This window comes from Klebsiella sp. TF21-TM, assembly GCF_019753495.1.
GTDB lineage: Bacteria > Pseudomonadota > Gammaproteobacteria > Enterobacterales > Enterobacteriaceae > Klebsiella > Klebsiella quasipneumoniae.
This window is the reverse complement of record NZ_JAIJYL010000005.1, coordinates 1-13,721: the sequence shown is the minus strand read 5'-3', so window position 1 is coordinate 13,721 and position 13,721 is coordinate 1. Positions and strand designations below refer to the sequence as shown.

14 protein-coding genes are annotated in these 13,721 nt (G+C 59.5%); 8 read left to right on the top strand and 6 right to left on the bottom strand.

All coding sequences use genetic code 11. The features are described from left to right. Positions 1-60 precede the first annotated feature (60 nt). Together K5R89_RS06280 and K5R89_RS06275 are read right to left on the bottom strand one after the other, a co-directional pair. Complete coding sequence (locus tag K5R89_RS06280) at positions 61-1,578, bottom strand: carbohydrate porin (protein WP_217259241.1); 1,518 nt, start codon at positions 1,576-1,578, stop codon at positions 61-63. Between the two features lie 164 nt (positions 1,579-1,742). Further along, complete coding sequence (locus K5R89_RS06275; RefSeq protein WP_050533039.1) at positions 1,743-2,666, bottom strand: aminoimidazole riboside kinase; 924 nt, start codon at positions 2,664-2,666, stop codon at positions 1,743-1,745. A 237-nt stretch (positions 2,667-2,903) separates the two neighbouring features. Here K5R89_RS06275 and K5R89_RS06270 point away from each other — a divergent pair, with 237 nt between their 5' ends. The 3 genes from K5R89_RS06270 (at position 2,904) to K5R89_RS06260 (ending at position 5,169) form a co-directional block, all read left to right on the top strand. Continuing rightward, positions 2,904-3,545, top strand: coding sequence for a Crp/Fnr family transcriptional regulator (locus K5R89_RS06270; RefSeq protein ID WP_072096480.1), 642 nt, complete (start codon positions 2,904-2,906; stop codon positions 3,543-3,545). A gap of 137 nt (positions 3,546-3,682) precedes the next feature. Further along, positions 3,683-4,027, top strand: a complete 345-nt coding sequence (locus K5R89_RS06265; protein ID WP_023288695.1) for a DUF3302 domain-containing protein — start codon at positions 3,683-3,685, stop codon at positions 4,025-4,027. After that, positions 4,027-5,169 (top strand): HlyD family secretion protein, encoded by a 1,143-nt coding sequence (locus K5R89_RS06260; RefSeq protein ID WP_217259240.1) that lies wholly within the window; start codon positions 4,027-4,029, stop codon positions 5,167-5,169. Before K5R89_RS06265 ends, K5R89_RS06260 begins: the two co-directional genes overlap by 1 nt. Before the next feature lie 41 nt (positions 5,170-5,210). Here the strand turns inward: K5R89_RS06260 and K5R89_RS06255 are convergent, their stop codons facing one another. From K5R89_RS06255 to K5R89_RS06245, 3 genes are read right to left on the bottom strand one after another with little or no spacing between them, the layout of a single operon-like run. Further along, a complete protein-coding gene (locus tag K5R89_RS06255; RefSeq protein ID WP_217259239.1) occupies positions 5,211-6,008 on the bottom strand; it encodes an ABC transporter ATP-binding protein in 798 nt (265 codons plus the stop codon). Next, positions 6,005-7,033, bottom strand: coding sequence for an iron ABC transporter permease (locus K5R89_RS06250; protein ID WP_072096506.1), 1,029 nt, complete (start codon positions 7,031-7,033; stop codon positions 6,005-6,007). The genes K5R89_RS06255 and K5R89_RS06250 overlap by 4 nt, the downstream gene beginning before the upstream one ends. A gap of 60 nt (positions 7,034-7,093) precedes the next feature. Continuing rightward, positions 7,094-8,212, bottom strand: a complete 1,119-nt coding sequence (locus K5R89_RS06245) for an ABC transporter substrate-binding protein (RefSeq protein ID WP_032454771.1) — start codon at positions 8,210-8,212, stop codon at positions 7,094-7,096. A gap of 269 nt (positions 8,213-8,481) precedes the next feature. Here K5R89_RS06245 and K5R89_RS06240 point away from each other — a divergent pair, with 269 nt between their 5' ends. Further along, positions 8,482-8,871, top strand: a complete 390-nt coding sequence (locus tag K5R89_RS06240; protein WP_217259238.1) for a hypothetical protein — start codon at positions 8,482-8,484, stop codon at positions 8,869-8,871. 178 nt (positions 8,872-9,049) lie between these two features. Continuing rightward, the gene (locus K5R89_RS06235; RefSeq protein WP_044521399.1) at positions 9,050-9,505 is read left to right on the top strand and encodes an RcnB family protein; all 456 of its coding nucleotides are present in this window, start codon (positions 9,050-9,052) and stop codon (positions 9,503-9,505) included. Positions 9,506-9,565: 60 nt separating this feature from the next. On the opposite strand, the gene K5R89_RS06230 is transcribed toward K5R89_RS06235, so the two are convergent. Continuing rightward, positions 9,566-10,153: a YSC84-related protein gene (locus K5R89_RS06230; RefSeq protein ID WP_048296942.1), complete on the bottom strand. Its 588-nt coding sequence runs from the start codon at positions 10,151-10,153 to the stop codon at positions 9,566-9,568. A gap of 233 nt (positions 10,154-10,386) precedes the next feature. Here K5R89_RS06230 and K5R89_RS06225 point away from each other — a divergent pair, with 233 nt between their 5' ends. From K5R89_RS06225 to K5R89_RS06215, 3 genes are all read left to right on the top strand, one after another. After that, a complete protein-coding gene (locus K5R89_RS06225) occupies positions 10,387-11,565 on the top strand; it encodes a M20 aminoacylase family protein (protein WP_217259237.1) in 1,179 nt (392 codons plus the stop codon). A 19-nt stretch (positions 11,566-11,584) separates the two neighbouring features. Beyond that, the gene (locus tag K5R89_RS06220; RefSeq protein ID WP_032454773.1) at positions 11,585-12,361 is read left to right on the top strand and encodes a lysine/arginine/ornithine ABC transporter substrate-binding protein; all 777 of its coding nucleotides are present in this window, start codon (positions 11,585-11,587) and stop codon (positions 12,359-12,361) included. Positions 12,362-12,489: 128 nt separating this feature from the next. Next, positions 12,490-13,443, top strand: coding sequence for an aldo/keto reductase (locus K5R89_RS06215; protein ID WP_023288705.1), 954 nt, complete (start codon positions 12,490-12,492; stop codon positions 13,441-13,443). Positions 13,444-13,721 lie beyond the last annotated feature (278 nt).

Sequence of the window (13,721 nt, the reverse complement as noted above, 5' to 3'; positions counted from 1 at the left end):
CGTGGCAGGCACCGCGAACCTTATATTTATGTGTGACTTACCCTGTCGTCCGGGTTCACGTCAGAACCAGGTCTCCATTTGCATACCGAACGACCATTCGCCGCCCGATTTGAATCCGTTGCTGCCTAACGCGTCGTCGTTGGCGTAGTTATCCAGCTTTTTGCTCCAGTTCATCCACGAGGTGTAGAAGCGGATCTCCGGGCGCGAGAAGAAGTCGCCGATGCTGCCGACCTTGAAGGTCGGGGCGAAGGTCAGCTTGTAGAAGCTGCCGTTGACCGCATGGCGATCGTTGTAGCCTTCAGGCTGCAGATCCATGTACTGATAGGTGCCCTCCCAGGCGAGGGCGAAGTTCTGCGTGACCTCCTGAATCAGACGCAGGTTGAGAGTGGCCCACTGATAGCTGTCGCCATCGACATAGCGGTCTTTACTGCTCTGCGCCAGCACGGCCGGGGCAATAAACCAGCGATCGCTCAGCGGCGTGGTGCCGTAGCTGGCGAAACGCCAGGTATTGGCCCCCGGACGCAGCGCGCCGTCGGAGCCGATGCCTTTAACCTCGGCGCCCAGTCCGTGGCCATACAGCAGGGCCGTTTTGCTGGTCCCGTCGCGCAGGCCATAGAAGCTCTCATTGTGCAGACCCAGCAGGGCATGAAACCCGGTGTTAGCGGCATCGCCTTTCACCAGATTGCCGTTCGCGTCCTGGCGGTCGTCATTATCTTTCGCCCGCATCCCGCTGACCATCATCTGCACCGGGCCGGCAAAGTTATTCATGCTGACGATATAGTTCTGCACGCTGTTGCTGCTGTCGGCGATATCGCCAAAGTTGCGGCCATATAACGAGAAGTTGCTGCGCAGGCTGTCGTTCCACTTCACGTCGTAGATCCCACCGCCGGTCCCGGCGAGGAACACCACATCCGAGTCAATCCAGTGGATGTCGAAGTTGTCGCGGTCAAAGCGTTTCCCGGCCCACAGGGTCGAGCCTTTGAACGGACCCTCGAAGGTCGGCAGGTTGCCCAGCTCGACGAACGCCTGGCGCACGTTCAGGTCGCTGCTGCTCGCCGTCCAGTCGTTATAGGTAGTTTGCCCGTCGGCCACCATCACTTTGAAACGGGTGGTCGCCCCGTTGTCCAGGGTCTGCTTATGTTCGAGGTTCATTTCCACATAGGTGTCGGCCTGGTTGCCAAGACGACCAATGGCGCCGCCGGTCTCCCCGGCGGGGGTCATATAGGCCCCGGATTTCGTGCTGGCGGCGGAGTCGTTCATGATCACCCCGGAGCGGGCGTAGCCGTGGAACTCAAAGCCGCCGGGCCGTTCGGCTTTTTCTTCCAGTTGGGTGGTGCGCTTGGCCACCTGCTGGGTGGTGGCCTGGGTTTGCTGCTGCTGCTGGGTTAGCTGCTGAACTTTCTGCTCCGCTGAAGCGGCGCGGCTTTCGGCGGTACTGGCGCGGGTCTCGGCATCCTGCAGACGTTTTTCCAGGGCGGCGAGACGCGCTTCAATGCTGTTCAGGTCTGTCTGCCCATGGGCGGCGGCGGCGCCGGTTAGCAAAGCAATAAGAATGGCTAACTTCCGTTTTTTATACATGTTGGTGACATCCAAAGGTAAATCAGTGAGTGTGCTAACGTTTGCTAAACCGGTTTAGTTGATATGGTAAACATGTCGGTAACGCAGTGAAAATAAAAATTGCTAAACCGGTTTAAGAATTGTGATGTCGCCAGCAAAGTGGGCCGTTAGCCGGCCCAACGGGATCACAGCGAGCGCTGAAGATCCTCCCTGTAGGGCAGGGCGGTCATGGCGCCTTTGGCGGTGGTGGCCAGCGCGCCGCAGGTTTGCGCCAGCGCGAGGTCCGGCGCCAGGGCGGCGAGGTTGTCAGGGATGCCGTGGGCGGCGAGCCCGGCGAGCAGCCCGGCGACAAAGGCATCGCCGGCGCCGGTGGTATCGACGGCCACTACCGGGCGGGCGGGGAAGTGGCTAACCTGCCCGCGCAGCGCGGCCTGGACTCCCGCTTTGCCCTGGGTGACCAGCAGCAGCGTCGGCTGGAAGCGGGCGTTCAGCCGGGCGATGCCGCTGACGATGTCGTCGCTGCCGCTGATAAAAGCCAGCTCCTCTTCCGACAGTTTTATGGCGTCGGCGAGGGCCAGCGCCCGGTCGAGACAGTCGCGCAGCTCCTGCGGATCCTGCCACAGGTCGCTACGGATATTGGGGTCGAAGCTGACATAGCCCCCGGCGCGCTTTATCGCCTCCATCGCCGCGAATGCCGTGCTGCGGCTCGGTTCCGCGCTGAGGGCGATAGAGCAGACGTGCAGCCACTGGCCGGCGGCGAACGGCGGAAGATCCTCAGGCGCAAGAAACAGGTCGGCGCTCGGGCGAACCATAAAGGTAAAGGTGCGCTCCCCGTGCCGATCGAGATCGACCACCACCGTGGAGGTGCGCTGCGTCGCGTCGAGGCGCATAAAATCCACATCGACCTGCTCCTGCGCCAGGGTGTGGCGCATAAAGCGACCGAACGGATCGTCGCCGACGCGGCCGATAAACCCGCTGTCGCCGCCGAGCCGCGCCACGCCGACCGCGACGTTGGCCGGCGCGCCGCCGGGGCATTGCAGCAGGCGGCCCTCTCCGTCGGGCAGGAGATCGACGACCGCATCGCCGAGTACCCAGATTTTACCATTCATAGGACAGCTCCTCTTAGCTAAACTTTGTTAAACCGGTTTAGCTAATTAAAGCACAGCCTGGCGGCAAGCGGAACGATTGGTGGACGAAAGGGCGGGGCGAGGGTAAAAAATGTGAGCCAGGCGGAATATTTCGCCACTCCAGATCTGGACTTTTCCTTCCTGACCCGCTTAGGTATAGTTCCACAGGCCGCGGTTAACCCCGCCGCGGTGATAAAAGGTGAAGGAGTGCGTAGCGCGATGAACCCCAGTTTTGGCGATATTTACGATCGGTACCAGAAGCTGTCGCTGACCACGCACCTGCCGGCGGTCATCGCCTGCAGTGAAACCCTGAGCCTGAGTAAAGACCAGCCATTTCTGCCGCAGCCGGGCTATCTCTATTTTTTGCTGCAGGGGCAAATGACGTTGGCCTTTGGTGATGAGCAGAACCTGATCGGGATTGTTATCGCGCATATGCCGTTAGGGCTGCTTGAACATTATTGTCCGTCGGTGGCGCTCTATTATCGGTGTCTGGGCGAATGCCAGCTGGCGAAAATATCCGCCAGCGATTTTGAACGGATATTCTTTCATTCGTCGCCGGGCTATATGCAAGAGCTGACCACGATCCTGGCCTATATGGGCATATTTGCCCTTGATGCCCACTATGAACGCGGCAGCCAGACCAGCTTTCAGACCATTAAATCAATGCTGTCGCGCTATTTATATCGTGGAGGAATCGATGGTGGTCAGCATGAAAGCCTGTCGGCATTTATTATTAAACGGACCAATCTTTCGCGCAGCTATGTTTATCAGGTGCTGGCCGCCCTGCGCGAGGGGGGATATATCACGGTGAAAAAAGGCAAACTGATTTCCATCGACCGTCATATTCCTGAGAAATTCTGATTCAGGTTCGTCGGCTCCCCGACATAACGTCGCTAAAACCCGCCCGAGGAAAGCGCTACGCGCGCGTTTTCCCCCGGCCCCGTTACGCCTGAACCTGGCCGTTTTATTTATTTAACCTTTCACTCTGGAGTTATTTTATGACCCTGGACTATGTGGCGCTGGCCATTCTCATCGCCGTGGCCTTAATACTTTTTTATGGCGTGATTGTTATTCACGATATTCCTTATGAAATCGCCAAAGAGCGGCGCCATCCTCATCAGGATGCGATTCATTATGCCGGCTGGGTCAGCTTATTTACCCTGCACGCCCTGTGGCCCTTGTTGTGGATCTGGGCGACGCTGTGGCGCGAAGACCGCGGATGGGGAATGCGCCGCATCGCCGACGATCAGCAGGCCCTGCATCAGCGTCTGGAGACGGTCGTTCAGCGACTGGAGCAGGTGCAGCGCGAGGTCGAGGAACTTAAAGCGAAGGAGGCAGAATAATGGAAACGTTAATGTTGCTGACCTACGCCGCGCTATGCATCGTGGTGTTTAAAGTTTTCCGCATTCCGCTCAATAAGTGGACCGTGCCGACGGCGGTGCTCGGCGGTATCGCCCTGATTGGCGCGGTGATCTTCGGGATGAACTACAACTTCCCCTATACCGACGTCGGTAATCAGGTGTTTCGCACCGTGCCGATTGTGTCGCAGGTGCGCGGTCGGGTGCAGACCGTGCCGGTGAAGCCTAACCAGAGGCTGCATAAGGGTGATGTGCTGTTTACTCTCGACCCGACGCCGTTCCAGGCAAAGGTGGACGATCTGCAGGCGCAAATTAAAGCGGCCAGTCAGGATGACCTCTCCCTCAACGCCGCGTTAAGCCAGGCGGAGGCCGAGCTGAGCAGAGCGGTGGCCCAGCGCGACCAGTCGCGGCGGGAGTATGCCCGCTTTCGGGAGGGGCATGCCCAGGGCGCCTTCTCCGATCAAATGGTCGATACCCGTCTGCAGACGTGGAAAGCCGATGAAGCCAGCGTCAGCGCGGCTCAGGCGAACGTGGTTCAGGCGCGTAACGCGCTGGACTCGGTGGTGAAGGGCAAAAATACCACCGTGGCCTCCCTGCTGGCGCAGTTGCAGAAGGCGCAGTTTCAGCTGGATAACACCGTCGTCCGCGCCCCGGAAGACGGCTATGTCAGCACCGTCGGCCTACGGCCAGGCACCATGTCCACCGCGCTGGGGATGCTGCCGGTGATGACCTTTGTGCCGGTGGAGGGCGACGCCTCGCGGGAGTATGTCGCGGCATTTCGCCAGAACGCCCTGCAGCGTCTGCACAAAGGCGAGCCCGCGGAGCTGATGTTTCCGGCCATTCCGGGCACCGTCTTCCGCGGGGAAGTGGCCGACGTGCTGCCGGCGATTGGCGAGAGTCAGTTTCAGGGCCAGGGCAAACTGCTGACCACGGACGCGCTCAATACCCATGGCCGGGCGCTGGTGGTGCTGAAGGTGACCGATCCGCGTTTTGCCGAATACGCCCTGCCGCAGGGGGCCACCCTCGAGGCGGCGGTCTACTCGGATCATCTGAAAGAGCTGTCGCTGATCCGGAAGATCCTGATCCGCATGAAGAGCTGGGAAAACTATATCTATCTCGATCACTAAGCCGGCGGGCGCGGGGAGGCCGTACCCTCCCCGCGCCGCGGTCAGGCCTCGCTGTCTACCAGGCCGTCAATAATTACCTGCCGCACCCCCTGCGAACAGGGCTCAATACGACCGCGCACGCCGTAGACGGCCGCCAGGGTCTCGGGGGTGATGACCGCGGCCGGGGTGCCGTCGCCGAGCAGCTGGCCCGCTTTGAGCATCAGCACGTGGTCGGCGTGACGCAGGGCAATATTGATATCGTGCACCACCACCAGGGTTACGATGTTGCGCCGTCGGGTCTCCCGGCGCACCAGATCCATCACGTGAAATTGATAGTTGAGATCAAGCGCGCTGAGCGGTTCGTCGAGCAGTAGCAGGCGCGGCTGACGAATCAGCGACTGGGCGAGACCCACCAGCTGTTTTTGCCCGCCGGAGAGCTGATCGAGGTAGCTCATCGCCAGATGGGCAATTCCCAGCTGGCGCAGCAGCGCCATCACCTCCTCCTGGTGCTGCGGACTGTGGCGTCCTCCGGCGGCGCGCTGGGCCACGATAATCGACTCCAGCACATGCAGATGCACGCCGGCGGGCAGCGTCTGCGGAAGATAGACCACCTGTTCCGCGCGACGTGCGAACGGCTGCGTCAGCAGATTTTCCCCCTCCAGCAGCAGCTCGCCGCGGCAGGGTCCCAGACCCGCCATCGCCCGCATTAACGTCGATTTACCGCTGCCGTTTGGCCCCAGCAGCGCGGTGATTTTCCCCCGCGGCAGATGGGGAACCGTCAGGTTCTCGATCACCTTGCGTCTGGTGTAGCCGGCGCTGAAGTGAGACAGCGACAGGCCGGATAACGTCTGGTCGCTCATACCTGCCCCCGGTGACGTAAAATAATGCTTAAAAAGAACGGGACCCCTACCAGGGAAGTGACGATCCCTACCGGAATAATGGCCCCCGGGATCAGGTTCTTCGAGGCGATGGAGGCCAGGGAGAGCACCAGGGCGCCGATCAGCGCGCTGGCGGGCAGGTAAAAGCGATGGTCTTCACCGAAGAGCATCCGCGCAATATGCGGCGCCACCAGGCCGATAAAGCCGATTGGCCCGACAAAGGCCACCGAAAGCGCCGACAAAATGCTGATCCGCAGCAGTGTGGCCAGGCGCAGACGGCGAACGTTAATGCCAAAGCTGATGGCCCGGTCCTCGCCCAGCCGAAGGGCGGTCAGCTTCCACGCGCTGCGCAGCGACAGGGGCATCACCAGCGCCAGGGCGACCAGCAGGATGGCGACCTTGCTCCAGGAGGCGCGGTCGATGCTGCCCATGGTCCAGAACACCAGCCCCTGCAGCGTGTCTTCATTGGCGATGAACTGCAGCATCGAGACCAGGGCGTTAAAGGTAAAGACCAGCGCGATGCCGAACAGAATGACGCCGGAGGTGGCCACCTGGGTCCAGCGGGTAATGCCGTCCAGCAGCAGGGCCGCCAGCAGGGCGAAGATAAAGGCGTTGGCCGAGATAAACCACTGGCCGGGAATACCGGGCAGGCCAATACCCAGTACAATCGCCAGCGCGGCGCCAAACGCCGCAGCCGAGGAGACGCCCAGGGTAAACGGACTGGCCAGCGGGTTATTGAGGATGGTCTGCATTTCGGCACCGGCCAGCCCCAGCGCCAGACCGACGATAATCGCCATCACCGCATAGGGCAGCCGGATGTCCCAGACGATGGCGCGAGTGCCCGGATCGGCGCTGGCTGGATCGGTTAACGTCTGCCACAGGCTCTGCAGCGGCAATCCGGAGGGGCCGAGCATAAAATCGAGCAGCAGCGAAGCGACAATCAACAGCGCCAGCAGCAGCATCAGCAGCAGGCGGCGACGCACGATATGGCGATAATGATCCATCACGCCAGGCGTCCCGGCGGGCAGCCCGTCCAGAACGGAGTCGGAAGTTAAACGCATGCCGGATTACTCGCTCTGCTGCCAGGAAAAGACGAACGGCTGGTCCGGCAGGTCGGTGAAATGGCGCACGATATAATGATACGTCTCATCCGGGTTGAGATCGCGGAAGGCCTGCGGATAGATATCTTTCGCCAGATACTCCATGCCGACAATATTCCACGGGTGGTTATAGAAGTGGTGATAGACGCCATAGGCCCGCTTTTCCTGGACCGCCGGGATCTGACTGACCCCTGGCCGCGCCAGCAGCGTCTGCGCCTGGGCCTTCACCGCCTCCGGCTTGACTTCATAGCCCAGGGGCAGCACCTGGCTGTTGCCACGCTTCGAGCCGGTCATGATCCAGGCGTCGGGCTTCATGCTGATGATTTTCTCCAGCGAGACGAACCCGGAGGCGCCCGGCAGCAGCTGCGAACCGATATTGTTCGCCCCGACCGCCTCCACCAGCCCGCCCCAGCCGCTGTGGCCATGAGTAAAGCAGCAGGCGTCGCTGTTGCCGGCCAGCGCTTCCACGAAGACGTTGGCCTTCGGCGTGATGGCTGCGGTTTTCTGACGAATCGTCTGCAGCTGATGGCGATAGTAATCGGTAAAGGCTTTGGCCTGGCTCTCGCGGTTAAGCACTTTGCCCAGCAGGTCGATGCTGGGGGCGGTATCTTTCGCCGGGTCGATCTCATAGTCGACAAACAGCACCGGAACGTGCAGGGCGCTAAGCTTGTCAATGACCCCGCTCTCCATCAGCGCGGGCCTGGCGCGCAGCTGGGCGATCATCAGATCCGGCTGGCGGGCGATGACGCTTTCAAGATCGACGTTCCCCTTGTCGCTGAAGCCCATGTCCAGAATCGTAGCCGACTGCGGCCACGCCGTTTTCAGCATCTGCCAGGTGGCAACATCCTGCTTTTTCGCCAGATTATTCCATGCCACCAGCCGCTTAAACGGATTGTCCCGGTCCAGCAGGGCGAGGGTCATAATGTCGCGACCATCCTGCAAAATAATACGCTGCGGCTCTTTGACCAGGGTGACCTGCCGGCCGTCAAGGTCGGTAACCGTCAGCGGATATTGGGTCGCATAGCTGAGGAAGGGCGTCGCGATCAGCGCAGTAAGCAACAGCGATCTTACTGATTTTCTTGCCATAAAAGGAGTTCCGTTTGCCAATTTATAAATATAATGATTCTGAGAATTATTCTCGAGTAAACCTCAACGGCAAGTATATCAAGGGCAAATTTCACGAAATGTAACAAACGTGTTGGAAATTATGTGAACGCCGACAGGGCGCGCGGCGGCAGCATTTTCTGCCATGATTGGAGGTCGAAAACGTTTTTCAGGCTAATTCCTAATGTCATCCCCGGTTCGCTGTGCCATCCTGAATGCGACTCATAACATGACATGTGAGAGAGGATATTATGAAAAAAGCAATGATTGCGTTATCGGCTATTCTGGTTGCGGCTCCGGTTTTTGCTGCGACAACACATGCAACAGAGGATACCGTCGCGGCGGCCAATGCCAACGCCAACACCGCCAAAGAGAAGCTGCACCAGGCCCAGCACGAGGGCGAAGAGCAGCAGCTGAAGGCGAAACATGCGGCCGAAGGCAAACAGGATAGCGTCGGCAGCCAGGTGAGCGAAGGCGCGCAGAAGACCTGGAACAAGACCAAAGAAGGGACTGAGAAAGGTTGGGATAAGACCAAAGAGGTCAGCGAAAAAGGCTGGAACGCCACCAAATCCGGCGCAGAAAAGGGCTGGGATAAAACCAAATCCAGCGCTGAAGAGTTAAAAAATAAAGTGACTGAGTAAGTCCTGATAGCAGTCTGAATAAAGGTCGCGAGAGCGGCCTTTTTTATTGCTCGTCCTCCCCCATAATGCCTTCCCCGACAGCAGAAACCCCAGGTGCCAGGAATCGTCCTGGTTAAGCGGATACTCACTCTTTCTTCACATTTTCCCGTTACAAAGAACTTCAATCAGGAGGTGTACGATGAAAAAGATGATTTCTCTGGCGGTAATGTTATCCACTGTGCTGAGCGTCCCGGCCTTTGCCGATGGCCCGAACGACGGCCATCGCCCGGGGCAGCCAACGGTGTGGCAGAACGGTCCGGATCATAATGGGCATGCGCCGCAGGGCGGACCTGACGCGCATCATCAGGGTGACCATGACCAGCGTGGCCCGGATCGTGACGCTCATGACAAACGCGATCAGGCACGTCATGAGCAGGACCATTTCGCCTGGCGCGGTAACGATTTCCGCAAAGGCCACCCGGCTCCGGCGCCGTTCCGTGGCGATGAGTATCGCGTCCGTGACTGGAGCGACCGCGGCCTGCCGCCCCCGCCGGAGGGCCATCACTGGTCCTATATCGACGGTAACTATGTGCTGATCGCTGCGGCGACCGGGATCATCACCTCGATTCTGGTGAGCGGCGCCCTCGGCCACTAAATGCGCGTTTCCCAACGCCGGGCAGGGAACACCTGACCCGGCGATGGAGCACCGCCGGGGCTACGGGTTCAGTTCGTCATCCGGCCAGTATTTATAGCCATTGACCATCGCCTGGGCGGCCAGCCCCTTGTCGGTGATTTCATAGACGTTCACTTTTGACGGCAGCGAGGAGGTGTCCTTCGCTACGCCGTTCGCGGAGGCGGCGATCGGCGCGATGCCTTTGTCATCATATTTCGCCGCGGCGTTCGCATCGGCGCCGACCATATATCCCTGGCGGATAAAGCGATCCAGGGCCGCTTTATCATGGAAGACCAGCACCGTGCGCTGCTGCTTGATCCCTATTCCCAGACCGGCGCCGCCCTGGGCCATTTTCATATAGGTGTCCTTCCCGGAGGCCGTATCCCGCACCACGCCGTAGCCGCTGCCAAATCCGAACAGCAGGATCTTGCTGCTGTTATTGGCGAATACCGCATAACCCTTCGCATGCTGAATATCGCTGCGGGCCTCGGGCTGCAGGGTGTAAAGTTTATTGAGGGTTTCGTTGCGCATCTTCTGAATGCTGGCCCGCTGCTGGCTGGCGGTATCGCCCTGCGCGCTGCAGCCCGCCAGCGCGGTCATGGCGACGAGGAAAAGCGTCTGTAATTTCATCGAAATCTTTTTATTTAAATCTGAATATGGCCGGGGATGGTAGGGTAAATAATGGTTAATTCTCCATAAAATAAACGTTTATTTTTAAACTTCGCTGTTTTTAATGCTTATTGCACTGTTGCGAACGCATTATTAAATAAGATGCCGCCATCGCCGGTATTAGAAATCCTGCTTGCATAAAGTTTTCACCACGATACCGTGTTAAGTCCTTACGATATTTCCCGGAGAGCGGCATGAGTGATTATGTAATTCCAGAAATTAAAGCGACGGAAGCGGAAATGATTTCTCTGCGTCATTATTTACATGCCAATCCGGAATTAAGTCTGGAAGAGTTTAATACCAGCGAACTGGTTGCCGGCAAGCTGACCGAGTGGGGCTACCAGGTGACGCGCGGCCTCGGCAAGACCGGGGTGGTCGGCAGCCTGAGCAAAGGCGACTCGCCGCGCACCATCGGCCTGCGCGCCGATATGGACGCTCTGCCGATTCATGAAACCACTGGTTTACCCTGGGCCAGCACGGTGTCGGGGAAAATGCACGCCTGCGGTCATGACGGTCATACCACCATTCTGCTGGCGGCGGCGAAATATATCGCCTCGCCGGCCTGTCAGTTCAACGGCACGGTGCATCTGATTTTTCAGCCGGCGGAAGAGGCTATCGGCGGCGCCGATTTAATGATTAAAGACGGCCTGTTTGAGCAGTTCCCCTGCGAACGCATTTTCGGTCTGCACAACATGCCGGGGCTGCCGGTGGGCAAGCTGGGCTTCTACGCCGGTAACTTTATGGCCTCGGCGGACACCGTCAAAATCACCCTTACCGGCTACGGCGGCCACGGCGCCCATCCGGAGCGCACCGTCGACCCGATCGTCGCCGGCGCGGCGCTGGTGATGGCTCTGCAGAGCATCGTGGCGCGCAACGTGCCGCCGGGCGAAACGGCGGTGGTCAGCGTCGGCACCTTCCAGGCCGGTATCGCCTCCAACGTTATTCCGGAGAGCGTGGTGATGGAGCTCAGCGTGCGGGCGATGAAGCCGGAAATCCGCGACCTGCTGATCAAACGTATTCACGAGCTCAGCGAATTTACCGCCAAAAGCTATGGCGCCAGCAGCGCAGTAGAGGTTTACGACTCCTACCCGGTATTAACCAACAGCCCCGAAGAGACTGATTTCGCCCGGGCGCTGGCGCTGGAGGTGTTTGGTCGCGAGGGGGTGCTGGAGTCGGTCTCGCCGATGAACGCCAGCGAGGACTTCGCCTTTATGCTGCGCGAACGTCCGGGCTGCTACTTCCTGCTGGGCAACGGCGAGCAGGGGGAGAAGGGCGGCTACATGGTGCATAACCCCGGCTACGACTTCAACGATGACATTATCACCACCGGCGCGACGCTGTTCGCCCGCCTGGTGGAAAAGCACTGCCGTTAACCTCTGGAGAAGAACTGGAATGAAAAAATCACTGTTGCTATGGCTGGCGTTAATGGCGTCGACGTCGGCGCTGGCCGACGGGGGAAAGGCGATCCGCTTCGGCGTCGACCCGACCTTCGCGCCGTTTGAATGGAAGGATCCGCAGGGCAAGCTGGCGGGGTTTGATATCGATCTAGGCAACGCCATTTGCCAGCAGCTGCAGGCAAAATGCGTGTGGGTGGAAAGCAATTTCGACGGCATTATCCCGGCGCTGAAGGCGCGGAAATTCGACGCCATCCTTTCCGGGATGTACATGACCGAGAAGCGTAAAGCGCAGATTGCCTTTAGCGACAAGCTGTATAACGGGCCGGTGTTTCTCGTGGCGCGTAAAAATACCCTGCAAGGCAATACGCCGGCGCAGCTGAAGGGCAAAACCATCGGCGTCGAGCAGGGTTCGGCGCAGGAGACTTACGTCAATCAGCACTGGCGTCCGCAGGGGATCAACATTGTGGCCTACCAGGGGGCCGATAGCGTGGTGCGCGATCTGGAGTCCGGGCGCATCGACGGCGCGGTGCTTTCCGGGATGATGGCCGACTACAGCTTCCTGCAGCAGCCGCAGGGTAAGGCATTCACCTTTGTCGGCGGCCATCTGCAGGATGATACGCTGTTTGGCGCCGGCGCGGCGATCGGCTTGCGTAAAGACGATGAGGCGCTGCGTCAGGAAATAAACGGCGCGATTGCGAAGATCCTTGCCGACGGCACCTATAAAAAATTAGCCAGCAAATATTTTAGCTTTGATGTTTATTCCGGGACATAATGTCTGAGTGTACCCGCGGGCAAGGATCGCCCGCCGTAAGATTCCTTTTCTGATTATCCAATCGACCTCCTCTCCTGACCCCTGTGGTTACCTGAGGGAAGCAGAATATAAGCTAAGGAGTACTCGGCATGATGACACGTCCCTTGGGCAAAACCGGATTTTCCATCGCCCCGTTAGTGTTTGGCGGTAACGTCTTTGGCTGGACCATTGATGAAAAAACCAGTTTTGCCCTTCTTGATGCTTTTGTTGACCATGGTTTTGACGCTATCGACACGGCGGATGTTTATTCCCGCTGGGCGGAGGGCAACCAGGGCGGCGAATCCGAAACCATTATCGGCCGCTGGCTGCAGGCGCGTCCCGGCATGCGCGATAAGGTCAAAATCTTCACTAAAGTCGGCTCCGATCTCGGCCTTCCTGGCCATAAGGGACTCAGCAAAGCCTGGATCCAGCAGGCGGTAGACGACTCCCTGCGCCGCCTTAATACCGACTACATCGACCTCTACTTTTCCCACTGGCCGGATCCGCAAACTCCGGTAGCGGAAACGCTGGAGGCTTTCCACAGCCTGCAGCAGGCGGGGAAAATTCGCGCGATGGGGGCCTCTAACCTCGATGCGATGCAGCTGGCGGGGGCGCTGGAGGTGGCGCGCAAGGGCGGCTTGCCTGCCTGGCAGGTGCTGCAGCCGGAATATAACCTCTACCACCGCTCCGCCTTTGAAGGCGCGCTATGCGATCTCTGCGTCAGCCGTGATATCGGGGTGGTGACCTACTACAGCCTGGCCTCGGGGTTCTTAACCGGTAAGTACCGTCAGCCGTCGGATCTGGCGCAGAGTCAGCGCGGAGGAAAGATTGGTAAATACCTGAATCCGCGCGGGATGCGGATTATCGATACCCTGGTGGCGGTCGCGGAGGAGCTGGGGGCGAAGCCGGCGGAAGTGGCCCTGGCGTGGCTGATCGGCCGCGAAGGGGTGACCGCGCCGATCGCCAGCGCCACCAGCGTGGCCCAGGTGGAAAGTTTTGCCCGCGCGGCGGCGCTGAGCCTGAGCGCGGAGCAGGTGGCGCGGCTGGACAGCGCCAGCGCCTGAGTCACGCCCTCTTCCCGGCGGGGAGAGGGGGAAGGGCTATAAATGGCGCGGACCGCAGGCCGGGTAAGGCGTAGCCGGCACCCGGCAAAATAACGGCACAACCGGAAATATCTTGTTCGCACTGCGCCTGGCAGGGCTACAACTTCTATGTTAATTCCGGGCAGATTGCGCTCCCGGTTAATTTTCTGCGCTATGTCTCTTATGGCGCAGGGAGCGCACAGGGGGCGGCCAGTCGCCGCCGCCCCCTGTACCCCCGGGCTCCGGCCAGCAAAATCGCC